This window comes from Streptomyces sp. McG3 (assembly GCF_018619185.1).
GTDB lineage: Bacteria > Actinomycetota > Actinomycetes > Streptomycetales > Streptomycetaceae > Streptomyces.
Genome location: NZ_JAAXYC010000109.1, coordinates 1 through 23,625, shown reverse-complemented (window position 1 = coordinate 23,625; position 23,625 = coordinate 1). Strand labels below are relative to the sequence as shown.

The following is a 23,625-nucleotide window of genomic DNA, read 5'->3' as shown; positions in this document are numbered from 1 at the left end:
GCCCGCCCCCGACGGCTTCGACGCCTTCTGGCGGGGCCGGTACGCGCGAGCCCGCGCCGTCGACACCCGGCCGGTCCTCGGCCCGGTCGAGGAGGAGCGCGACGGCCTCCGGATCCACGGCGTGGCCTACACGTCCGCGGGCGGCGTCCGGCTCGGCGGCTGGCTCGCCCTGCCCGCCGAGGGGCCCGTCCGGTACGGATTCGTCGTCGGGCACGGCTACGGCGGCCGCCAGGAGCCCGGCCGCGACCTTCCGGCGCCGCTGCCCGGGGCCGCCGTGATCCTGCCGTGCGTGCGGGGCATGGGGGAGCGGGGCCGGGTCGACTCCGTCCCGGACCTGGCCGACGCGCACGTCCTGCACGGCATCGGCTCCCGCGACACCTACGTCATCGGCGACTGCGCGGCCGATCTGTGGTGCGCAGCCTCCGCCCTCACGGCGCTCGTCCCGGAGCTGGCGGGGGCCGGCCTCCGAGGCGGGCCCCGCCTCGGCTACCTGGGCGAGAGCTTCGGCGGCGGACTCGGGGCCCTCGCGCTGCCCTGGGACGACCGCTTCGGCGCGGCCCAGCTCACGGTCCCCACCTTCGGCAACCACCCGCTGCGCCTGACCCTGCCCTGCGCCGGCAGCGGCGAGGCGGTCCGGGCGTACCACCGCGAGCACCCCGAGGTCACGGATGTCCTCGGCTACTTCGACGCGGCGACGGCGGCGACCCGGCTGACGCTGCCCACGCTGGTCGCGGCCGCGCTGTTCGACCCGTCCGTGCCGCCGCCGGGGCAGTTCGCGGTGCACAACGCGCTGGCCGGCGAGCGTGAACTCCAGGTGCTGACGGCGGGGCACTTCGCGTACCGGGGCATGACCGCCGAGGCGGCGGAGCTGGACGCGAACCGGACGCGGTTCTTCGGGGAGCGGCTGACGGCGGTGGGTTGATGGCGGTGGGCTGTCGGCGGTGAGTTCGCGGCTGTGGGTTGTGCGTTGTCGGTGGTCAGTTCACGGCGGTGGGCGGTGGGCGGTGGGCTGTCGGCGGTTGTGGTTCACGGCTGTGTGGGGTCGGCTGCGGTGTGAACCACCGGAGCGTGCACCCCCGCGTCGGGCCCCCGCGTCGGGCCCCCGCGTCGGGCCCGCCCGGCCCGGGGGCACGACGGGCTGTCGGACGGCTCATCCGCAGCCGCAGCTCGCGCGGCGGGTCACGGAGACCGGCAGCTCCAGCGAGACCGGGGCACGGCCCGGGTCGGCCAGGCGCTGCACCAGCAGCTCCACCGCCTGCTCGCCCAGTTGCCGGATCGGCTGCCGGACGGTCGTCAGGGGCGGGCGGACGATCCGGCTGAGCGGAATCCCGTCGAACCCGGTCACGGCGATGTCCGCGGGCACCCGCACCCCGCGCCGCTCCAGCGCCTGGAGCGCGCCGACCGCCATCTGGTCGTTGGCGAACAGCATCGCCTCCGGCCGCTCCACCCCCGTACCCTCCGCCCGGTCCAGCAGGGTGCCCGCCGCCAGCGCGCCCTCGGCCTGCGTCATCATCCCGGCGCGGAGCTCCGGCCGGGAGGGCACCGGAAGGCCCGCGTCCTGGCACCCCTCCTGGAAGCCCCGGAACCGGGCCTCGGCGTCCGGTGAGTTCTCCTCGCTGCCGATGAACGCCAGCCTGCGCAGCCCGTGGTCCTCGATGAGGTGGCGGGTCAGTTCCCGTTCGCCCTCGGTGTTGGCCACCACGATGTGGTCCAGGTGGTCGATCTCGCGCGGTCCGGCGAGCATCACCACGGGCAGCCGGCGCGATATCACCTCCAGGTCCTCGGTCGGAACGGTCCGCGCCAGTACGGCGAACCCGTCGACCCGCCCCGCGACCTTCGCCACCAGGCTCTCGGGCCCGCCGTCCAGCGAGGCGGCGATCAGCAGGGCGTAGCCGTGCCGCCGGGCCGCCCGTTCCATGCCCCGGATGATCTGGTCGGAGTAGAGCATGACGGCCTGGTCGTCGTCCGCGTCGCTCGCCGCCGCGGCGGTCTCCGCGTCCGGGTCCGCGTAGTCCGGGAAGCACAGCCCGAGCACACCGGTCGTCCGGCTGGCCAGGCCCCGGGCGCTGCCGGACGGCACGTACCCCAGCTCGCGGGCCGCCTCCATGACCTTCTCGCGGGTCTGGGCGCGTACGGAGTCGGGGTTCCGGTAGACCCGGGAGACCGTGGCAATGGAGACGCCCGACCGCTCGGCGACGTCGTACACCGTGGGGGCGCTCACTCGACCGACCGTCCGCTTCTTCTTCCGTAGCGCCGCGCCTGGCGCGTGTGCTGATACCGGGCCGGCGGCCTGTTCGCCTGCCGATGCGATCACGAGGCCCGTGAAAGCGCATTCACCCTAGATCGTGGGCCGCGGGGGGAGCAAGGCCGCCCGGAGTCGCGCCGGACGCGTGCCGGGTGTCGCGCGGCCCGCGGAAGCGAAACGTTCCTCCGCCCGGGTGAGCTTGCGCCCGCCACCCGACGTGTCTGCGCCCCCTCGCGCGAGGGGGCGTTTTCAGTGGGCGGAAGGAATCAGTGTGATCAACTGCAAATGCCACCACATACGCACTATCCGGTCCATTCCGGTACGGGGTGGTCCGGGCCGGCCCCGGAGGTATCAGCCATGTCCCACGTCGGCGTCCCGCGCGGGACGGTTCGAAAGCGTCGATCACTCGCGCTCCTCACGACGGGGGTGCTCACGATCCCGGTGCTGGCCGGCTGCAGCTCCGGCAGCGAGGAGACCTCCCGGGGCGTGCCCCAGGACATCGCGGCCACCGCCCGCCAGGCGGTCTCCGACGGTGCGTCGGTGAACTGGGCGGTCGACGCGCTGCCCGCCACCTTCAACGCCTTCCAGGCGGACGCGGACAGCGCCACCACCCGGATCACCGGGGCCCTGCTCCCGACGCTCTTCCCGATGGACAGGTCCGGGCAGCCGAAGCTGAACCCGGACTACCTGGAGTCCGCGAAGGTCATCGAGCGCGAGCCGAAGCAGGTCGTGCTCTACAAGCTCAACCAGCAGGCGGTGTGGAGCGACGGCCGGGAGATCGGGGCGCCCGACTTCGTCGCCCAGTGGCGGGCGCTCAGGGGCAAGGACTCCGCGTTCTGGACCGCCCGCAACTCCGGTTACGAGCGGATCGAGAAGATCGAGCGGGGCGCGGACGACCTCCAGGTACGGGTCACGTTCTCCAAGCCGTACGGGGACTGGCGCTCGCTCTTCTCGCCGCTCTACCCGAAGGAGATCACCGGTTCGCCGGACTCGTTCAACGACGGCGCGCGCACCACCCTGAAGAACACCGCCGGGCCCTTCGTCCTGCGCGGTGTCAGCAAGTCCGAGGGCACCGTGACGCTGGCCCGCAACCCGCGCTGGTGGGGCGACAAGGCCAAGCTGGACACCCTCGTCTTCCGGGCCGTCGCCGCCGGGGACCGCACCGAGGCCCTCGCCGACGGCACGGTGGACGTCGCCGACATCGACGCCTCCACCGCCGACCGCATCGTGCTCGCCCGCCGCGACCGGGGCAGCAACGGCCAGCCGCTCGCCCACGGCCCGGGTTCCGCGACCACGCCCGCCGCGGCCCTGCGCTCCTGGGCCCTGGCGCACGGCTCCGACGAGGAGGCCGCGGAGATCGCGCAGGCCGCCCGGGAGAAGAACCGCAAGGCCGTCGTCGCGTACACCGCGGAACAGAAGGCCCTGCGCGACTTCGCGGTCCGCAAGTCCCTGGAACCCGCCTACACCCAGCTCGCGCTGAACGGCGAGTCCGGCCCCCTCGCCGACGACCGGGTGCGGCGGGCGGTGGCCCGCGCCCTGGACCGCGAGGAGCTGGCCCGGACGGTGCTGGGGCCGCTGGGCCTTCCGGCGAAGCCGCTCGGCAGCCACCTCGCCCTCGCGGGGCAGCCCGGCTACAAGGACGGCAGCGGGGCGCTCGGCGACCAGAACACCAAGGAGGCCCAGGCCCTGCTGGCGGACGCCGGCTGGACGCGGGGCGGCGCGGCGCAGCCGCCCAAGGACACCAAGGCGGGCAGCGAAGCGGAGAAGAAGGGCGACAAGGACGACGCCGAGGGGACGAAGGAGGACGCGGAGAAGCAGACCGCCGACGAGAAGGCCGAGAAGAAGGAAGCCGAGGGGGAGAAGGCCGAGGGGGAGAAGGCCGAGGACAAGAAGGCCGACCAGGCCTCCGAGGACGGCGCCGCCTCCCGTGACGAGGGCCTCTACATCGTCGGCGAGGACAACAAGCCCGGCGCCCACGCCCCCGCGCAGGCCGCCTCCACCGCCGGCGCCTCCGCCATCCACGTCCTGGCTCCCGGCCGGACGGCCGCCGCCCAGAGCACCGCCCTGCGCCGCCAGGCGGGCGCCCTCGGCGAGGACGGCGCCGTCGCCGCCCAGGACAAGCAGCCCGGGGGAGCCGCCGGGGCGTACGCCCCTGTCGGCACCGCCGCCCCGGCGCCCGCCGCGGCCAAGGGGCAGCTCGGCAAGGACGGCAAGGCGCTGACCCTGCGCTTCGTCCTCCCCTCCGGACCCGGCTCCCAGTCGCTGCGCAGCGTCGGCGACAAGATCGCGGTGATGCTGGAGAAGATCGGCATCGGCACGGAGATCATCAAGGTCCCCGACGAGAGCTACTTCAAGGACCACGTCGCCTCCGGCGCGTACGACCTGGCGCTCTACTCGTGGCCCGCCACCGCCTACCCGGCCACCGACGGACGCCCGATCTACGCCAAGCCGGAGCCCGCCACCGACGGGTCGCTCCTCGTGGAGCAGAACTACACCCGGGTCGGCACCGACCACATCGACCAGCTCTTCGACCAGGCCGCCGCCGAACTCGACGAGAAGGCGGCGCGGGAGCTGATGAAGCAGGCGGACGCCCGGATCTGGGCCGCCGCCGGATCGATTCCGCTCTTCCAGCGCCCGCAACTGGTCGCGGTCGACAAGAAGCTCGCGAACGTCGGGGCGTTCGGTTTCGCGGCCCCCCGGTACCAGGACATCGGGTTCAAGAACCGGCAAGCGGCAGGTTCCCCCGCAGACCGCAAGAAGTAGCGGGGAACCATCACACCTCCCCGCCGCCAAGCTCAGATGCACCTCAAAACCCTTGCCCGCCGGTTCGCCCGGCGGGCAGTGTGGTTTCTGCCCTGACCCGGGCCGTTCATCGCGTCACCGCTCCTCACCCCCCACAGCTCCACCACAGCTCCGCCTGAATCCGGCCAAGCAAACGGCCCGGAAGCACCTTGACAGCGGCTGAATATCGCCTGAATCACACGGGAAGACCGCGTCCGCGGATCGGTCCGGGAAGCCCGGTGGGCCCCGGGCCCGTACGATGGGACGAGCCGTGGCGTGCCGCCCGGCGGGCGTACGAGGACTCGAAGACCGACTGAGACGCCTGATCCCACGATCCGAGAGAAGCGCAAGCCACCCATGCCCACGCGCCACGACATCCGTAACGTAGCCATCGTCGCCCACGTCGACCACGGCAAGACCACGCTGGTCGACGCCATGCTCAAGCAGGCCGGAGCGTTCGCCGCCCACGCCGCCGAGCACCTCGACGACCGCATGATGGACTCGAACGACCTGGAGCGTGAGAAGGGCATCACGATCCTGGCCAAGAACACGGCCGTCAAGTACCACCCGAAGGATGGCGGCGACGTCATCACCATCAACATCATCGACACCCCCGGCCACGCCGACTTCGGCGGCGAGGTCGAGCGCGGTCTGTCGATGGTGGACGCGGTCGTGCTGCTCGTCGACGCCTCGGAGGGCCCGCTCCCGCAGACCCGGTTCGTGCTCCGCAAGGCGCTCACGGCCAGGCTGCCGGTCATCCTCTGCATCAACAAGACCGACCGTCCGGACTCCCGGATCGCCGAGGTCATCGACGAGACGTACGACCTGTTCCTGGATCTGGACGCCGACGAGGACCAGATCGAGTTCCCGATCGTCTACGCCTGCGCCCGTGACGGCGTCGCCTCGCTGACGAAGCCCGAGGACGGCACCGTCCCGCCGGACAGCGACAGCCTGGAGCCGTTCTTCAGCACGATCCTCTCCACGGTTCCGGCCCCGGAGTTCGACGCGGACGCGCCGCTCCAGGCCCACGTCACCAACCTGGACGCCGACAACTTCCTCGGCCGTATCGCGCTCTGCCGCGTCGAGCAGGGCGAGCTGCGCAAGGGCCAGACGGTCACCTGGATCAAGCGTGACGGCACCATGTCCAACGTCCGCATCACCGAGCTGATGATGACCGAGGCGCTCACCCGCAAGCCGGCCGAGATGGCGGGCCCGGGGGACATCTGCGCCATCGCCGGCATCCCGGACATCATGATCGGCGAGACCCTGGCCGACCCCGAGAACCCGATCGCGCTGCCGCTGATCACGGTCGACGAGCCCGCGATCTCGATGACCATCGGCGCGAACACCTCGCCGCTGGTCGGCAAGGGCGGCAAGGGCCACAAGGTCACGGCCCGCCAGATCAAGGACCGCCTCGATCGCGAGCTGGTCGGTAACGTCTCGCTGCGCGTCCTGGACACCGAGCGTCCCGACGCCTGGGAGGTCCAGGGCCGCGGTGAGCTCGCGCTCGCCATCCTGGTCGAGCAGATGCGCCGTGAAGGCTTCGAGCTGACGGTCGGCAAGCCGGAGGTCGTCACCAAGCAGATCGACGGCAAGACGCACGAGCCGATCGAGCGCATGACCATCGACTCGCCCGAGGAGCACCTCGGCGCCATCACGCAGCTGATGGCGACCCGCAAGGGCCGTATGGAGACGATGACGAACCACGGTTCGGGCTGGGTCCGCATGGAGTGGATCGTTCCGTCCCGCGGCCTCATCGGCTTCCGTACGGAGTTCCTGACGCAGACCCGTGGTACGGGCATCGCGCACTCGATCTTCGAGGGCCACGAGCCGTGGTTCGGCGATCTGCGCACCCGTCACAACGGCTCGCTGGTCGCGGACCGTTCGGGTACGGTGACGCCGTTCGCGATGGTCAACCTCCAGGAGCGCGGTGTCATCTTCACCGAGGCCGGCACCGAGGTCTACGAGGGCATGATCATCGGCGAGAACTCCCGCGCCGACGACATGGACGTGAACATCACCAAGGAGAAGAAGCTCACCAACATGCGTGCGGCCTCCGCGGACACCACCGAGAACGTGGTGCCCGCGCGCAAGCTCTCCCTGGAGCAGTCCCTGGAGTTCTGCCGCGACGACGAGTGCATCGAGGTGACCCCGGAGACCGTGCGCATCCGCAAGGTCGTCCTGGACGCCAAGCAGCGTGGCCGCACGGCCTCGCGCGCCAAGAACGGCTGACACCCGGCGGATCGGACGGCTGAGGTCGGGCCCGTAGTACGGCCGACGCCGAGCCCGTACGGCTGACACGTGGCCCCCCGGGCCGTGAGGACCGCCCGGAAGCCCCCTGAAGGGCTTCCGGGCGGTCCTGTGTGCCCTGCCGGTGGCCCCGGGAGCCCCGGGGAGTCCAGGGGCCGCGTGAACCCCTGAAGGCCCCAGCTTCCCGGAGCCGCACACTCCGTATGGGGAGACGCCCAGCGCCCTCCCGGGGTCCGTCGGACGGCCCGTCAGCACAGGCATTGACAGAAGGCCCGGCCCACCACGGACACTGTGGTGGGCCGGGCCTTCGTCAATCTCTTTTTCTGACCAAGGTGTCCGGATATCGGGGGTCGCTCTCCGGAACATGTGTTAACAGTCCGTTTCGGGCGTGTCTGTCTGGGATCGCTTTGTCCGGATTTCGGGCACGCAGAGGGTGCTGATGTTGTCAAACCGAGACCCTTTAAGTGTGGTTTACAGCCCGGCCGTACTCAATAGTTGGCTCCATTGAGCTCGGGTCAATGGGTCACGCACTGTGGGGAGTGCCGACTCACGAGCACACTCGGGGCACTGAACGATCACCGTCAGGGGTGTCGGTGAATCTCTCCAGTGCCCTTCTTGTAGTCAAAAGTGGACTCATGAGGAGGAAACCCATGCGCGGTGCCAAGAGCGCCAAGTGGGTCGCGGGAGCGGCCGTCATCGCCCTGGCCGCGACTGCCTGTGGCGGCGGCGACAGCAGCGACGAAGGCAAGAAGAACACGTCGGGACAGCCCGCCGGTTACGTCTCGATCGACGTCGGCGAGCCCCAGAAGCCTCTGATGCCGGCCGACACGAACGAGAGCAACGGCTCCTACGTCATCCAGTCGCTGTTCACCCAGCTGCTGGACTTCGACAGCAAGGGCGAGATCGTTCTCACGAACGCCGAGTCCGTCGAGACCGAGGACTCCAAGACGTGGACCGTCAAGCTCAAGGCCGGCTGGAAGTTCCACAACGGTGAGGCCGTGACCGCGCAGTCGTACATCGACGCGTGGAACTGGTACGCCAACGTCGACAACAAGCAGCAGAACGCGTTCTGGTTCTCCGACATCAAGGGCTACGCGGACGTCCACCCCGAGAAGGGTGCGGCCAAGTCCAAGGAGATGTCCGGTCTGAAGGCCGTGGACGACACCACGTTCACGATCGAGCTGACCGACAAGGTCCCGTACTTCAACTACAAGCTCGGTTACGCGACGTTCGCGCCGCTGCCGAAGGTCTTCTACGACGACCCGAAGGCGTTCGGCCAGAAGCCGATCGGCAACGGCCCGTACACGTTCGAGAAGTGGACCCACAAGAAGCTCATCCAGGTCAAGGCCTGGGACGAGTACCAGGGCCCGAACAAGGCTGCCAACAAGGGCATCCAGTTCAAGAACTACTCGACCGTCGAGGCCGCCTACTCGGACGTCATCTCCGGCAACCTGGACATGATCCGCCAGGTCGGCCCGCGTGACCTGCCCAAGTACAAGACGGACCTGGGCGACGGCGCGATCGAGCAGCCCTACGCCGCGATCCAGACGCTGGTCCCGGCCTTCTACACGGACACGTTCAAGGAGATCGACCCCAAGGTCCTCCAGGGCCTGTCCATGGGCATCGACCGTGACACGATCACCAAGACCGTGCTGAACAACACCCGTACCCCCGCGACGAGCTTCACGCCGCCGCAGGTCAAGGGCAACCAGCAGCTCGAGTCGGACTTCCTGAAGTACGACCCGGTCAAGGCGAAGGCCCTCATCAAGGAGGGTGGCGGTGTTCCGGGCGGCAAGTTCTCCATCCAGTACAACGCCGACGGTGGACACAAGGAGTGGGTGACCGCGGTCTGCGAGTCCATCCGCAACGCCACCGGGGTCGACTGCGTGGGCGACGCGAAGCCCGACTTCCCGACCGACCTCGAGGCTCGTGACAACAACGAGGTCAAGGGCATGTACCGCGGTGGCTGGGTCGCCGACTACCCGGTCAACGTGAACTTCCTCAAGGAGCTCTACCACTCCAAGGCCGAGTCGAACAACGGTCGGTTCGCCGACAAGGAGATCGACGAGCTGATGGCCAAGGGCGACAAGGCGGACTCCCTGGAGGAGTCGGTCGCCGCCTACCAGGAGGTCGAGAAGGCGCTCGTCGAGAAGATGCCGGCGATCCCGCTCTGGTACTACCGCATCAACGGCGGCCACGGCAAGAACGTCGACAACGTCGTTGTCGACTTCCACGGTGACCTCGAACTGACCGGCGTCACCACCAAGTAACGCCTGCGGGTCATTCCCCAACTGGCCGTCATCCGCCCGTGCTGCCCCTCAGCACGGCCGGAGGCGCGGGGGTCGTCTCTGCGAAGAGGCGGCCCCCGCGCCGCAGTTATCCCCACACGGAGGCACCCATGGGGCGCTATGTCGCACGACGACTGCTCCAGATGATCCCGGTCTTCCTCGGGTCGACCCTGCTGGTCTTCCTGATGATGTACGCACTGCCCGGCGACCCCGTCAGAGCACTTGCCGGTGAACAGCACGTGGACGCGGCACAGATCGCGTCGATGAAGGCAGATCTCGGCCTGGACCAGCCGATCTGGCAGCAGTATCTGAACTACCTGGGCAATCTTTTCCAGGGCGACCTCGGCAACCAGATCGGAACGCAGCGTCCGGTCGCCGAAGTCATCTCCGACGCCTACCCGATCACCGTCAGACTGGCGATCTTCGCCTTCGTCTTCACGGTCGTCGCCGGGATCTCGCTCGGCATCATCGCCGGCCTCAAGGCCGAGTCCCTCCGGGACCGCGGTCTGCTCGGCCTGACGCTGGTGCTGATCTCCATGCCGTCCTTCGTGCTGGGCTTCCTCGTTCAGTACTTCTTCGCGTTCCAGCTCGGCATCGCCAAGCCGAACGTGAGTCTCGAACCGACCAACACCGAGTTGATCATGCCGGCCATCGTGCTGGCATCGCTGTCGCTCGCGTACGTCGCCCGCCTCACCCGTACCTCGGTCGCCGAGAACATGCGCGCCGACTACATGCGTACGGCTGTCGCCAAGGGCCTGCCGCGCCGCCGCGTCATCGGCGTCCACCTGATGCGCAACTCGCTCATCCCGGTCGTCACCTTCCTCGGCACCGACATCGGTGCCCTGATGGGCGGCGCGATCGTGACCGAGGGCATCTTCAACATCAAGGGCGTCGGATCGCTCGTCTTCGAGGCTCTGGGCAAGCGTGAGGGTGCCACCGTCGTCGGCGTCGTGACGCTGCTCGTCATCGTGTATCTCATCTGCAGCCTGCTCGTCGACCTGCTCTACGCGGTCCTGGACCCGAGGATCCGGTATGCCTGACACCACCGCACTCAAGAGCACCGACGCTTCGGCCGCCCCGGTCGACGCGCCGCCCGCCACGGACGCCGGCCCCGCGCCCGGCAAGCCGCGCAGCCTCTGGTCGGACGCCTGGCACGACCTGCGACGCAACCCGCTCTTCATCATCTCGATGGTGCTGATCCTGCTGCTCGCCGTGATGTCGATCTTCCCGGGGCTGTTCACCAGTGCCTCGCCGAGGGAAGCCAACCTGGCCGAGCACTACCTCCAGCACCCGAACTGGGGCCACTTCTTCGCCCCCGACTGGCTCGGCTACGACGGCCAGGGACGCTCGATCTACGCGCGTCTCGTCTACGGCGCCCGCGCCTCGATCACCGTCGGCGTCGTGGTGACCCTCGCGGTCACCATCACCGGCCTCGTCATCGGCATGCTCGCCGGTTACTTCGGCGGCTGGATCGACACGATCCTGTCCCGCATCACCGACGTCTTCTTCGGTGTCCCCTTCATCGTCGGCGCCATGGTCATCCTGACCAGCTTCGAGAAGCGCTCGGTGTGGGTCGTGATCCTGTCGCTGGCCTTCCTCGGCTGGACCTCGATCGCCCGTGTCGCCCGCGGCTCGGTCATCACGATCAAGCAGGCCGACTACGTGGTCGCCGCCAAGGCGCTCGGCGCCTCCACCACCCGGATCCTGACGCGGCACATCCTGCCGAACGCCATCGCTCCGGTGATCGTGGTCGCCACCATCGCGCTCGGCGGTTACATCGCCGCCGAGGCCACCCTGTCGTTCCTCGGCATCGGCCTCGCCGAGCCGACGGTCTCGTGGGGCATCGATGTGTCCGCTGCGAAGGACCAGCTCCGCAACGCGCCGTACGTCCTGGTCATCCCCTCGGTGATGGTCTCGATCACGGTGCTGTCCTTCCTGATGTTCGGCGATGCGGTCCGCAACGCCCTCGACCCCAAGATGCGCTGAGGGAGGCGTTCGTGACCACCATCGACAAGACGGCTCACGTCCCCGCACCGCGGGAGTCCGTGAGTGGCGACGGTCCACTGCTCGACGTCCGTGACCTGCACGTGGAGTTCCACACCCGCGACGGTGTGGCCAAGGCGGTCAACGGTGTGAACTACACCGTCAGCGCCGGCGAGACGCTCGCGGTGCTCGGCGAGTCCGGCTCCGGCAAGTCCGTGACCGCGCAGACCATCATGGGCATCCTCGACATGCCGCCGGGGAAGATCACGCACGGCGAGATCCTCTTCCGCGGCCAGGACATGCTGAAGATGTCCAACGAGGAGCGCCGGAAGATCCGCGGCCGCAAGATCGCGATGATCTTCCAGGACGCGCTGTCCTCGCTGAACCCGGTCCTCTCCGTCGGCTACCAGCTCGGCGAGATGTTCCGGGTGCACCAGGGCCTCTCCAAGAAGGACGCGAAGGCCAAGTCCATCGAGCTGATGGACCAGGTCAAGATCCCGGCGGCGGCGGCCCGTATCTCGGACTACCCGCACCAGTTCTCCGGCGGTATGCGCCAGCGCATCATGATCGCCATGGCGCTGGCCCTGGAGCCGGACCTGATCATCGCGGACGAGCCGACCACCGCGCTCGACGTGACGGTGCAGGCCCAGGTCATGGACCTGCTGGCCGAGCTCCAGCGCGAGTACAACATGGGGCTCATCCTGATCACCCACGACCTCGGCGTCGTCGCCGACGTCGCGGACAAGATCGCCGTGATGTACGCGGGCCGGATCGTGGAGACGGCCCCGGTCGGCGAGCTGTACAGCCGCCCGGCGCACCCGTACACCAAGGGCCTGCTGGAATCGATCCCGCGCCTGGACCAGAAGGGCCAGGAGCTCTACGCGATCAAGGGCCTGCCGCCCAACCTGACGCGTATCCCCGCGGGCTGTGCCTTCAGCCCGCGCTGCCCCAAGGCACAGGACATCTGCCGCACCGACGTCCCGCCGCTCGTCCCGGTGACCGAGCAGGACGGCCTGGAGCTCGTCGGCCGCGGCAGCGCGTGCCACTTCTGGAAGGAGACGATCCATGGCTGAGCTCAAGAAGGAGCCCGTGGACGCCACCCCGAACGTCTCCGACGTGGAGACCGTGGACGTCGCGAACGAGGCGGAGGCCGTAGCCGCCATCGACGCGCCCGTCAGCCAGGGCGAGCCGATCCTCCAGGTGCGGAACCTCGTCAAGCACTTCCCGCTCACCCAGGGCGTCCTCTTCAAGAAGCAGATCGGCGCGGTCAAGGCCGTCGACGGGATCTCCTTCGACCTGTACGCCGGTGAGACCCTCGGCATCGTGGGGGAGTCCGGCTGTGGCAAGTCCACGGTCGCCAAGCTCCTCATGACGCTGGAGCGGGCCACCGCCGGCGAGGTCTTCTACAAGGGCCAGGACATCACCAAGCTGTCCGGCCGCGCGCTGAAGGCCGTGCGCCGCAACATCCAGATGGTGTTCCAGGACCCGTACACCTCGCTGAACCCGCGTATGACGGTCGGCGACATCATCGGGGAGACCTTCGAGATCCACCCCGAGGTGGCCCCGAAGGGCGACCGGCGCCGCCGCGTCCAGGAGCTCCTGGACGTCGTCGGGCTGAACCCGGAGTACATCAACCGGTACCCGCACCAGTTCTCCGGCGGTCAGCGCCAGCGCATCGGCATCGCCCGGGGCCTGGCGCTCAACCCGGAGATCATCATCTGCGACGAGCCGGTCTCCGCGCTCGACGTGTCGGTGCAGGCCCAGGTCATCAACCTGATGGAGAAGCTCCAGGACGAGTTCAACCTGTCCTACCTCTTCATCGCGCACGACCTGTCCATCGTCCGGCACATCTCCGACCGGGTCGGCGTCATGTACCTCGGCAAGATGGCCGAGATCGGCACGGACACGCAGATCTACGACCACCCGACGCACCCCTACACCCAGGCGCTGCTGTCGGCGGTCCCGGTCCCCGACCCGTCGGCCCGTGAGGGACGCGACCGGATCATCCTGACCGGTGACGTTCCGTCACCGGCGAACCCGCCCTCGGGCTGCCGCTTCCGCACCCGGTGCTGGAAGGCGGAGGAGCGCTGCGCGACGGAGGAGCCCCTGCTGGCGATCCCCGAGCGGTTCGTCGCGGGAGCCACGCCCGCCACGCACGAGTCGGCGTGCCACTTCGCCGAGGAGCGGGACGTCGTGCACGCGGCGTAGTCGCTTGTCGTCGCTGAATGGCAGATGCCCGGTTCCCCCAGGGGGGCCGGGCATCGTCGCGTCCGCCCGCGCCCCCGCCCGTACGGGGGAAGCCCACATGCGATGCAGGGCGTTATGAGGTGATATGAGGCATTGAGCTACTCGATGACTCTAGGAGGCACTTCATGCGCGGAGCCACACAGGTCAGGTGGGCCGCATGTGCGGTGGCCGTCGCCCTGACAGCGACGGCCTGCGGCGGCGGTGGCGGTGACGACGGCGGCAGCAGCGGCGCCGACGGCATCGTCAGCTCCTCCTGGGGAGACCCGCAGAACCCCCTGGAACCCGCCAACACCAACGAGGTCCAGGGCGGCAAGGTCCTCGACATGGTCTTCCGCGGACTGATCCGCTACGACCCGAAGACCGGCGAGGCCCAGAACATGGTCGCCGAGTCCATCGACTCGACGGACTCCCAGAACTTCACGATCAAGCTCAAGGACGGCTGGACGTTCTCCAACGGCGAGAAGGTCACCGCCAAGTCCTTCGTCGACGCCTGGAACTACGGCGCCGCGCTGAAGAACAACCAGAAGAACGCCTACTTCTTCCAGTACATCGAGGGCTACGACAAGGTCCACCCGGAGACCGGCTCCGCCTCCGCCGAGACCCTGTCCGGCCTGAAGGTCGTCGACGACCTGACCTTCACCGCCAAGCTCACCCAGAAGTTCTCCCTGTGGCCCGACACCCTCGGCTACTCCGCCTTCGTCCCCCTGCCCAAGGCGTTCTACGACGACCACGACGCCTGGCTGTCCAAGCCCGTCGGGAACGGCCCGTACACCATCGAGTCGTACGCCAAGGGCTCCTCGATGAACCTGCGCAAGTGGGACGACTACCCGGGCGACGACAAGGCGAAGAACGGCGGCGTCGACCTCAAGGTCTTCACCGACAACAACACCGCCTACACCGACCTGACGTCGGGCAACCTCGACCTCGTCGACGACGTGCCCGCCTCCCAGCTCCGCAACGTCGAGGCGGACCTCGGCGACCGGTACATCAACACCCCCGCCGGCATCATCCAGACCCTGGCCTTCCCCTTCTACGACAAGGAGTGGGACACCGACGACGCCCGCAAGGTCCGCCAGGGCCTCTCGATGGCGATCAACCGGCCGCAGATCACCGACCAGATCTTCCAGAAGACCCGCACCCCCGCCTCCGACTGGACCTCCCCGGTCCTCGGCGACGACGGCGGCTTCAAGAAGGGCCTCTGCGGCAAGGAGTGCACGTACGACAAGGCCGCGGCCAAGAAGCTGATCGACGAGGGCGGCGGCATCCCCGGCGGCCAGCTGAAGATCTCGTACAACGCGGACACCGGCTCCCACAAGGAATGGGTCGACGCCGTCTGCAACAGCATCAACAACGTCATGGGCAACAACAAGGCCTGTGTCGGCGGCCCTGTCGGCACCTTCGCCGACTTCCGCGCCCAGGTCTCCACCCAGAAGCTCACCGGCGCCTGGCGCGCCGGCTGGCAGATGGACTACCCCCTCATCCAGAACTTCCTCCAGCCGCTCTACTACACCAACGCCCCGTCCAACGACGGCAAGTGGAGCAACCAGGAGTTCGACGACCTGATCGACAAGGCCAACGCCGAGAGCGACAAGGCGAAGGCCGTCACCACCTTCCAGGACGCCGAGAAGATCCTCGTCACGGAGATGCCGGTCATCCCGCTCTGGTACCAGAACGGCAGCGCCGGTTACTCGGACCGGGTCGACAACGTCGCGCTGAACCCGTTCAGCGTCCCGGTCTACGAAGAGATCACCGTCAAGTGACGCGCTGAGCGACGCGGACGGCCGGGACGCCCGACACCGGCGCCCCGGCCGTCCGCGCACCCCTTGCCCGGTACTGCCAGACCCGACCCCCGGAGCCCCTCATGGGACGTTATGTGATCCGGCGGCTGCTGCAGATGATCCCCGTCTTCTTCGGCACCACGCTGTTGATCTTCCTCATGGTGAACGTGATGGGCGACCCCATCGCGGGCCTCTGCGGCGACCGCCAGTGCGACCCGGCCACCGCCGCCCAGCTGCGCTCCGAATTCGGCCTCGACAAGCCGGTCTGGCAGCAATACCTCACCTACATGGGCAACGTGTTCACCGGCGACTTCGGCACCGCGTTCAACGGGCAGAAGGTCACCGAGCTGATGGCCACCGCCTTCCCCATCACGATCCGGCTCACCGTCGTCGCGGTCGTCTTCGAGGTCGTCATCGGCATCAGCCTCGGCGTCGTCACCGGACTGCGGCGCGGCCGCCCCGTCGACACCACCGTCCTCATCCTGACGCTGGTCGTCATCGCCGTCCCGACCTTCGTCACCGGCCTGCTGCTCCAGCTCCTCCTGGGCGTCAAGTGGGGCATCATCAAGCCCTCGGTCTCCGCCGACCCCACCTTCGACGAACTGCTCGTCCCCGGACTGGTCCTCGCCTCGGTCTCGCTCGCCTACGTCACCCGGCTCACCCGGACCTCGATCGCCGAGAACGCCCGCGCCGACTACGTACGCACCGCCGTCGCCAAGGGCCTGCCGCGCCGCCGGGTCGTCGTACGGCACCTGCTGCGCAACTCGCTGATCCCCGTCGTCACCTTCATCGGCACCGATGTGGGAGCCCTGATGGGCGGGGCCATCGTCACCGAACGGATCTTCAACATCCACGGCGTCGGCTACCAGCTCTACCAGGGCATCCTGCGGCAGAACTCCCAGACCGTCGTCGGATTCGTCACGATCCTCGTCCTCGTCTTCCTGGCCGCCAACCTGATCGTCGACCTCCTGTACGCCGTACTCGACCCGAGGATCCGCTATGCCTGAGCCGCAGACCCCGGACGAAGCGATCTCCCAGGCGGGCGCCGGGGGCGCGACGGACCTCGCCATGGAGGAGGGGACCAGCCTGGAGAAGACGCCGGGCGGGCCCGACGGCACGGGGCCGGCCGGCAAACCCCGCAGCCTCTGGTCCGACGCCTGGCGCGACCTGCGGCGCAACCCGGTCTTCATCATCTCCGCGCTGGTCATCCTCTTCCTGGTGATCATCTCGATCTGGCCCTCGCTCATCGCGAGCGGCGACCCCCTCCAGGCCAACCTGGACGACGCCCAGAAGGGCTCCGAGCCCGGCCATCCCTTCGGCTTCGACCCGCAGGGCCGCGACGTCTACACCCGGGTCGTCTACGGCACCCGCACCTCGGTGACCGTCGGCATCTGCTCCACCCTCGGCGTCGCGATCCTCGGCAGCGTGCTCGGCGGACTCGCCGGCTTCTTCGGCGGCTGGTGGGACTCGATCCTCTCCCGCCTCACCGACGTCTTCTTCGGCATCCCCGTCGTCCTCGGCGGCCTGGTCTTCCTCTCCGTCGTCACCAGCTCCACCGTCTGGCCCGTCGTCGGCTTCATCGTCCTGCTCGGCTGGCCCCAGATCGCCCGCATCGCCCGCGGCTCGGTCATCACCGCCAAACAGAACGACTACGTCCAGGCGGCCCGGGCGCTCGGCGCCTCCAACTCCCGCATGATGCTGCGCCACATCACCCCGAACGCCATCGCCCCGGTCATCGTCGTGGCGACCATCGCGCTCGGCACGTACATCTCGCTGGAGGCGACCCTCTCCTACCTCGGGGTCGGCCTGAAGGACCCGGCCGTCTCGTGGGGCATCGACATCTCCGCCGCCTCCAACTACATCCGCAACGCCCCGCACATGCTGCTCTGGCCCGCCGGAGCGCTGGCGGTCACCGTGCTCGCTTTCATCATGCTCGGCGACGCGGTGCGCGACGCCCTCGACCCCAAGCTGCGCTGAGGAGCCGGTTGCCATGTTGCTCGAAGTGCGCGATCTGCACGTGGAGTTCCACACCCGCGAAGGCGTCGCCAAGGCCGTCAACGGGGTCAACTACTCGGTGGCCGAGGGCGAGACGCTCGCCGTCCTCGGCGAGTCCGGCTCCGGCAAGTCCGTCACCGCCCAGGCGATCATGGGCATCCTCGACATGCCGCCCGGGAAGATCGCCGGCGGGGAGATCCTCTTCAAGGGCCAGGACCTGCTGAAGCTCAAGCCGGAGGAGCGGCGCAGGATCCGCGGCCAGGAGATGGCCATGATCTTCCAGGACGCCCTGTCCTCGCTGAACCCGGTCCTCACCGTCGGCCAGCAGCTCGGCGAGATGTTCGTCGTGCACCGCGGCATGTCCCGCAAGGACGCGAAGGCCAAGTCCATCGAGCTGATGGACCGGGTCCGCATCCCGGCCGCCAAGGAACGGGTCGGCAACTACCCGCACCAGTTCTCCGGCGGGATGCGCCAGCGCATCATGATCGCCATGGCGATGGCCCTGGAGCCGTCCCTGATCATCGCCGACGAGCCGACCACCGCCCTCGACGTCACCGTCCAGGCCCAGGTCATGGAGCTCCTCGCCGAACTCCAGCGCGAGCTGAACATGGGCCTCATCCTGATCACCCACGACCTCGGCGTCGTCGCCGACGTCGCCGACAAGATCGCCGTCATGTACGCGGGCCGCATCGTCGAGACCGCCCCCGTGCACGACATCTACCAGGCCCCCGCCCACCCGTACACCAAGGGCCTCCTCCAGTCGATCCCGCGCCTGGACCAGAAGGGCCGGGAGCTCTACGCGATCAAGGGCCTGCCGCCCAACCTCACCCGCATTCCGCCCGGCTGCGCCTTCAACCCCCGCTGCCCGATGGCGAGGGACGTGTGCCGCAGCGACGTGCCGCCGCTCTACGAGGTGGACGAGCGGCGCCGGAGCGCCTGCCACTTCTGGAAGGAGACGCTCGATGCACGCTGACCGCGACGAGAGTGCGGGGACCGGCGGCGGCGCGGCCGGCTCCACCCTGCTGTCCAAGGCCCGGGAGGACGCCGTCACGCCGTACACGGAGGGCGACCCGATCCTTCAGGTCCGCGACCTCGCCAAGCACTACCCGCTGACCCAGGGCATCCTCTTCAAGCGGCAGATCGGCGCGGTCCGGGCCGTCGACGGCGTCGACTTCGACCTGTACGCGGGCGAGACGCTGGGCATCGTGGGGGAGTCGGGCTGCGGCAAGTCGACCGTCGCCAAGATGCTCGTCCATCTGGAGCGCCCCACCGCCGGCGCGATCCGCTACAAGGGCGAGGACATCGCGAAGCTGTCCGGCCGGGCGCTGAAGGCCGTGCGCCGCAACATCCAGATGGTGTTCCAGGACCCGTACACCTCGCTGAACCCGCGGATGACGGTCGGTGACATCATCGGGGAGCCGTACGAGATCCACCCCGAGGTCGCCCCGAAGGGCAGCCGCCGCCGACGCGTGCAGGACCTGCTGGACGTCGTCGGGCTCAACCCGGAGTACATCAATCGCTATCCGCACCAGTTCTCCGGCGGCCAGCGCCAGCGCATCGGCATCGCCCGCGGGCTCGCCCTCAACCCGGAGATCATCGTCGCCGACGAACCGGTCTCCGCGCTCGACGTGTCCGTCCAGGCGCAGGTCGTCAACCTGCTGGACCGGCTCCAGGCGGAGTTCAGCCTCAGCTTCGTCTTCATCGCCCACGACCTCTCGATCGTCCGGCACATCTCCGACCGGGTCGGCGTGATGTACCTCGGCCGGATCGTGGAGATCGGCTCCGACGCGGAGATCTACGACCACCCCACCCACCCGTACACCCAGGCGCTGCTGTCCGCCGTCCCCGTACCCGACCCGAGGGCCCGCGCCCACCGGGAACGGATCATCCTGCACGGCGACGTCCCCTCGCCCGCCAACATCCCCTCGGGCTGCCGCTTCCGCACCCGGTGCTGGAAGGCGCAGGAGCGGTGCGAACTGGAGGTTCCGCTGCTGGCGGTCCCCGCGGAGTTCCGGCTGGTCGACACCCCCGCCCGGCACGACTCCGCCTGCCACTTCGCGGAGGAGAAGCGCGTGGTGCCGCCGGAGGGCGAGCTGGGGGTCCCGGGGCCCGGGGAGCCGGGACCGGAGCCCGGGGAGGAGCCGGGGCACTCGGAGCCGGAGCCGGAGGGGAAGCCGGGTCACACCGAGGGCGAAACGTCGTAAAACCCCGTCAGATTCGTTAACAAGCAGGCAACTTCGCCGTCGCCGCACCGATATACGAACGCCCCATGCTGAACAGCGTACGGCCGTGCGGGTGCCGTGGTCCGGCCGGGGCGTCGTCTTGTCGCTCCGGCCGGTCGCCCGCCGCTTCCGGCCCGTCCTGCCCTCTGAACGCCTTGTTCATCCGTTCGGGGCAATGGAGTATCAGCGGGTGACACTTACACGGGGAGCAAGAATCACCGGCGCCGTTCTGTGCGCGGTGCCGGCACTACTCATCATCGCCTGGCTGGTGCGGGACATCCGGGCCGCCGACGGGCCGTCGGCGGTCTGGGAGTACTGGTCGGGCACCGCGGACCTCCGGGACGCGCCGCGGACGACCACCTCGGTGACCAGCCTCGTCCTGCTGTCGGCCTATGCCGCGGCCGCCGTGGCGGCACTCCGGTCCGCGTCCGCCGCCCCGTTCCTCATCGTCACCGGCGCGGTCACCTTCGCCCTGCGGCTGCCCGGTGTCTGGACCATCGCCGACGCCTCCGCGCCGGAGGAGCTCCGCGACCGGGCGCTGCTCACCACGTACGTCGCCCTGGCGGCCGGGCTCGGCATGATCGTCGCGGGGGTCGCGGGCCGTCGCCCGGCGCCCGAGGGTGCGGAGCGTCCCGTCGGTCCGGGGCGCGGCGCGGGGGTGGCCGTCTTCCTGCTCCTGGGCTTCCAGGCGTTGACCGTCGCCGCCTGGGAGATCCGGCAGCCGTTCGTCTATCCGTCCGAGCTCTATCCCGCGTGGTTCATCGGCGGGGGACCCCTGACCGTCCCGCTGACCGAGGGGCCGCCCGGCTGGGTCGCCGTGACGCACGTCCTGATGTTCCTGGTGGCGGCCGTCGGCGCGGTCGCCGGCGCGGCCCACGCGCGACCGCTCGGCCTGATCGCGGGCGGGTTCGTGCTCACCTCCGGCGTACTGGGCACGGCGCGCATCATCCACTACGAGATGTACGAGCATTTCCTCGACACGGACATCGAGGCGCAGCTGAACATGCTGAGCTCGGTCTCCTCGCTCCTCGTCGGGCCCGTCGTGATCATCGTCCTCGCCCGCAAGGGCGTCGGGCGGACGCCGGCCGGTGGAGCCCCGGGCCCGTGGGGCGGCGGCGGACCGTGGGGCGCCCAGCCCCCCGGCTACCCGCCTGCGCAGACGGCGCCCGGTCAGCAGCCGCCCGCCCCCGGCTTCGGACCTCCGCAGGGCGGCGGCTTCGGGCCCCCGCCCTCCTCCCCGCCGCCCCGCTGGTGAGCGGGTGACGGCGAGGACGGACCGGGCGGGTCGTGCGGGCCGGGCGCCGCTCAGGCTCCGGTCATCCCCAACGACCGCTTGAGGAAGTCCACCTGGAGCAGGAGCAGGTTCTCCGCGACCTGCTCCTGCGGCGTCATGTGCGTCACGCCGCTCAGCGGCAGCACCTCGTGCGGACGCCCGGCGGCCAGCAGGGCCGAGGACAGCCGCAGGGCGTGGGCGACCACCACGTTGTCGTCGGCCAGGCCGTGCACGATCATCATCGGCCGGAGCTCGGCGGCGGGCTCGGAGAGGCCGTCGTCGGTGAGCAGCGAGTTGTACGCGTACACCTCGGGCTGCGTCGCCGGGTCGCCGAGATAGCGCTCGGTGTAGTGGGTGTCGTACAGCCGCTGGTCCGTCACCGGAGCGCCCACCACCGCCGCGTGGAAGACATCGGGCCGCCGCAGCACCGCGAGCCCCGCCAGATAGCCGCCGAAGGACCAGCCGCGGATCGCCACCCGGGACAGGTCGAGCGGGAACCGCCCGGCGAGCCCGTGCAACGCCTCGACCTGGTCCTCCATCGTCATCACGAGATTGTCCCGCACCGCCTTCTCCCAGCCCGGCGAGCGGCCCGGCGCGCCCCGCCCGTCCGCCACGACCACCGCGAAGCCCTGGTCCGCGAACCACTGCGAGGTCAGGTGGGCGTTGTGGGCGGCGACCACCCGGCGGCCGTGCGGACCGCCGTACGGATCCATCAGGACCGGAAGGGGACCATCCGCCTCCTGGTAGTCCGAGGGGAGCAGGACGGCGCACGGAATCCGCCGTGCGCCCCCCTCGGTGAGCGTCACGCGGGCGGAGAGCACCGGCTCCTGGGCCGAACTCGGGATCCGGGTCAGCCGCTTGCCGTCCCGTACCACCCACGCGGCGGCCCCGGGCTCCTCGGGAACGGCCGAGACCAGGACCGCGAGACCGCCCGAGCGGACCGCGGAGTGCACACCCACCCCTTCGGAAATCCGCTCGATTCCCAGCTCGTTCACCCGGTACACATGGATCTGCCCGATCTCCGGCTCGACCGCGTCCTCACCGGCCACCGCCGAGACCAGGATGTCGGACTCCCCGATGTCCAGCACCGACTGGACGTGCAGCTGCGACCCGGTGAGCAGCCGGTCCCCGACCGCCAGCACCCGCGCGCCGCCCTCGTCGACGATCCGCACCAGCCGCCCGTCCGGCGCCCACGCGGGCACCCCGGGGAAAAGATCCAGCCACACCGGGTCCTCGTCGACATGCACGATCCGGGTCGCACCGGTCTCCGGGTCCACCGCCAGATACCGCTGGCTGCGCTGGTCCCGGGCCTGGACCAGCAGCAGCGGAGCCCCCGCGGAGGACCAGTGCACCTGGGCCAGGTACGGGAACGCGGCCCGGTCCCAGACCACTTCGGTACGGGCCCCCTCCAGGTCCATGACGAAGAGCCGCACCTCGGCGTTGGGCGTGCCCGCCGCCGGGTAGGCGATCTCGGCGGGCCGGCGCTCGGGATGCGCGGGATCGGCGATGTACCACCGCTGTACGGGGCTGTCGTCGGCCCGCGCGACCAGCAGCCGGTCCGACTCCGGCGACCACCAGAAACCCCGGTAGCGGTGCATCTCCTCGGCCGCGATGAACTCGGCCAGACCGTAGGTGACATGGGAGTTCTCCGGCTCGGCCAGCGCCCGGTCGCCCTCGCCCCCCGCGCCCACGACCCGCAGCGCGCCCTTGGCCACGTACGCGATGTGCCGGCCGTCGGGGGACGGGCGGGGGTCGATCACCGGGCCCGGCACCGGCAGCGCCCGCGCGGTCCCGGCCCGCAGTTCGGCCACGTACACCTTTCCGGACAGGGCGAACGCGGCCAACTCCGCGGCCGCGTCCACCGCGTAGGAGACGATGCCCGACGAACCCTCCCGGGTCCGCTCGCGCCGGGCCCGCTCCTGCGCCGACAGCTTCTCCGCCGCACCGCCCAGCAGGACTTCGGGATCGGCGGCGACGCGCTCCTCACCGGTCGCCGGGTCGAGGACCCAGAGCCGGGTGGTGCGGTCCGTTCCGGACATCGACCGGAGGAAGATCACGCGTGTCTCATCCGGTGAGACGGTGAAGGCCCGAGGTGCGCCGAGAGTGAAGCGCTGGGTCCGTGCTTGCTGGCGGGGAAAGGACAGCTTCTGCGAGGTCATGGCTCCGAACTTAGCCTCGCGCAGCGGTTCGTGCGCCCCTCGTGCTGCTGTGCCCCGATCAATGCGTTGGCACGGATAGTTATGATCCGTAGCGCTCGGTGGGTAGGAACCTGCTGACTTCGTGTACCCCCGTTCCGACCGTCCGAACGTACCGATGGAGGTGAACCGCCGTGGCGCTCTCGATTTCGGCGGTAGTGCTGCTGGCGATCATCGTCTTCCTGCTGATCCGGAAATCCGGGCTGAAGGGGGGACACGCGGTGGTCTGCATGCTGCTCGGGTTCTACATCGCGAGCTCGTCCGTCGCACCGACCATCTCCGATCTGACGAGCAACGTGGCGGGGATGATCAGCAGCATCAAGTTCTGACCCCGGGGGCCGAGGAGGCGCGGGGCGCAGGGGCGCGGG

The 23,625-nt window shown here is 69.6% G+C and carries 17 protein-coding genes; 15 read left to right on the top strand and 2 right to left on the bottom strand.

The genetic code is table 11. The annotated features are described in order from the left end of the window. Nucleotides 1–922, top strand: a 922-nt coding sequence (locus HET64_RS19090; protein ID WP_215107218.1) for an acetylxylan esterase, incomplete at its 5' end; no start/stop codon positions are given. Nucleotides 923–1,150: 228 nt separating this feature from the next. Here the strand turns inward: HET64_RS19090 and HET64_RS19085 are convergent. Beyond that, nucleotides 1,151–2,221: a LacI family DNA-binding transcriptional regulator gene (locus HET64_RS19085; RefSeq protein ID WP_215107216.1), complete on the bottom strand. Its 1,071-nt coding sequence runs from the start codon at nucleotides 2,219–2,221 to the stop codon at nucleotides 1,151–1,153. A gap of 381 nt (nucleotides 2,222–2,602) precedes the next feature. Between HET64_RS19085 and HET64_RS19080 the strand changes: the two genes are divergently transcribed. The 13 genes from HET64_RS19080 (at nucleotide 2,603) to HET64_RS19020 (ending at nucleotide 21,044) form a co-directional block, all read left to right on the top strand. Further along, the gene (locus HET64_RS19080; protein ID WP_215107214.1) at nucleotides 2,603–5,008 is read left to right on the top strand and encodes an ABC transporter family substrate-binding protein; all 2,406 of its coding nucleotides are present in this window, start codon (nucleotides 2,603–2,605) and stop codon (nucleotides 5,006–5,008) included. A gap of 375 nt (nucleotides 5,009–5,383) precedes the next feature. After that, nucleotides 5,384–7,258 carry a translational GTPase TypA gene (gene typA / locus HET64_RS19075; protein WP_215107212.1) on the top strand — a complete coding sequence of 625 codons (1,875 nt, stop codon included), beginning with the start codon at nucleotides 5,384–5,386 and terminating at the stop codon, nucleotides 7,256–7,258. Nucleotides 7,259–7,926: 668 nt separating this feature from the next. Then, complete coding sequence (locus tag HET64_RS19070) at nucleotides 7,927–9,546, top strand: ABC transporter substrate-binding protein (RefSeq protein WP_215107210.1); 1,620 nt, start codon at nucleotides 7,927–7,929, stop codon at nucleotides 9,544–9,546. Nucleotides 9,547–9,674: 128 nt separating this feature from the next. After that, a complete protein-coding gene (locus tag HET64_RS19065) occupies nucleotides 9,675–10,604 on the top strand; it encodes an ABC transporter permease (RefSeq protein WP_215107208.1) in 930 nt (309 codons plus the stop codon). Further along, a complete protein-coding gene (locus HET64_RS19060; protein ID WP_215107206.1) occupies nucleotides 10,597–11,550 on the top strand; it encodes an ABC transporter permease in 954 nt (317 codons plus the stop codon). Before HET64_RS19065 ends, HET64_RS19060 begins: the two co-directional genes overlap by 8 nt. A gap of 11 nt (nucleotides 11,551–11,561) precedes the next feature. Further along, a complete protein-coding gene (locus HET64_RS19055) occupies nucleotides 11,562–12,620 on the top strand; it encodes an ABC transporter ATP-binding protein (protein ID WP_215107204.1) in 1,059 nt (352 codons plus the stop codon). After that, nucleotides 12,613–13,755 (top strand): ABC transporter ATP-binding protein, encoded by a 1,143-nt coding sequence (locus HET64_RS19050; RefSeq protein ID WP_215107203.1) that lies wholly within the window; start codon nucleotides 12,613–12,615, stop codon nucleotides 13,753–13,755. The genes HET64_RS19055 and HET64_RS19050 overlap by 8 nt, the downstream gene beginning before the upstream one ends. Nucleotides 13,756–13,919: 164 nt before the next feature. After that, nucleotides 13,920–15,554, top strand: coding sequence for an ABC transporter substrate-binding protein (locus tag HET64_RS19045; protein ID WP_215107201.1), 1,635 nt, complete (start codon nucleotides 13,920–13,922; stop codon nucleotides 15,552–15,554). Nucleotides 15,555–15,655: 101 nt separating this feature from the next. Continuing rightward, on the top strand, nucleotides 15,656–16,579 hold the full coding sequence (locus tag HET64_RS19040; RefSeq protein ID WP_018956260.1) for an ABC transporter permease: 924 nt from the start codon (nucleotides 15,656–15,658) through the stop codon (nucleotides 16,577–16,579). Beyond that, on the top strand, nucleotides 16,572–17,549 hold the full coding sequence (locus tag HET64_RS19035) for an ABC transporter permease (RefSeq protein WP_215107199.1): 978 nt from the start codon (nucleotides 16,572–16,574) through the stop codon (nucleotides 17,547–17,549). Before HET64_RS19040 ends, HET64_RS19035 begins: the two co-directional genes overlap by 8 nt. 13 nt (nucleotides 17,550–17,562) lie before the next feature. After that, complete coding sequence (locus tag HET64_RS19030) at nucleotides 17,563–18,540, top strand: ABC transporter ATP-binding protein (protein WP_215107197.1); 978 nt, start codon at nucleotides 17,563–17,565, stop codon at nucleotides 18,538–18,540. Continuing rightward, the gene (locus HET64_RS19025; protein ID WP_215107195.1) at nucleotides 18,530–19,771 is read left to right on the top strand and encodes an ABC transporter ATP-binding protein; all 1,242 of its coding nucleotides are present in this window, start codon (nucleotides 18,530–18,532) and stop codon (nucleotides 19,769–19,771) included. Before HET64_RS19030 ends, HET64_RS19025 begins: the two co-directional genes overlap by 11 nt. 256 nt (nucleotides 19,772–20,027) lie before the next feature. Then, on the top strand, nucleotides 20,028–21,044 hold the full coding sequence (locus HET64_RS19020) for a hypothetical protein (RefSeq protein ID WP_215107193.1): 1,017 nt from the start codon (nucleotides 20,028–20,030) through the stop codon (nucleotides 21,042–21,044). A 50-nt stretch (nucleotides 21,045–21,094) separates the two neighbouring features. Here the strand turns inward: HET64_RS19020 and HET64_RS19015 are convergent, their stop codons facing one another. Then, a complete protein-coding gene (locus HET64_RS19015) occupies nucleotides 21,095–23,221 on the bottom strand; it encodes a prolyl oligopeptidase family serine peptidase (protein WP_215107191.1) in 2,127 nt (708 codons plus the stop codon). Between the two features lie 170 nt (nucleotides 23,222–23,391). On the opposite strand from HET64_RS19015, the gene HET64_RS19010 reads away from it, so the two are divergent. Continuing rightward, the gene (locus tag HET64_RS19010) at nucleotides 23,392–23,586 is read left to right on the top strand and encodes a hypothetical protein (RefSeq protein WP_026290246.1); all 195 of its coding nucleotides are present in this window, start codon (nucleotides 23,392–23,394) and stop codon (nucleotides 23,584–23,586) included. The last annotated feature ends 39 nt before the right edge of the window (nucleotides 23,587–23,625 follow it).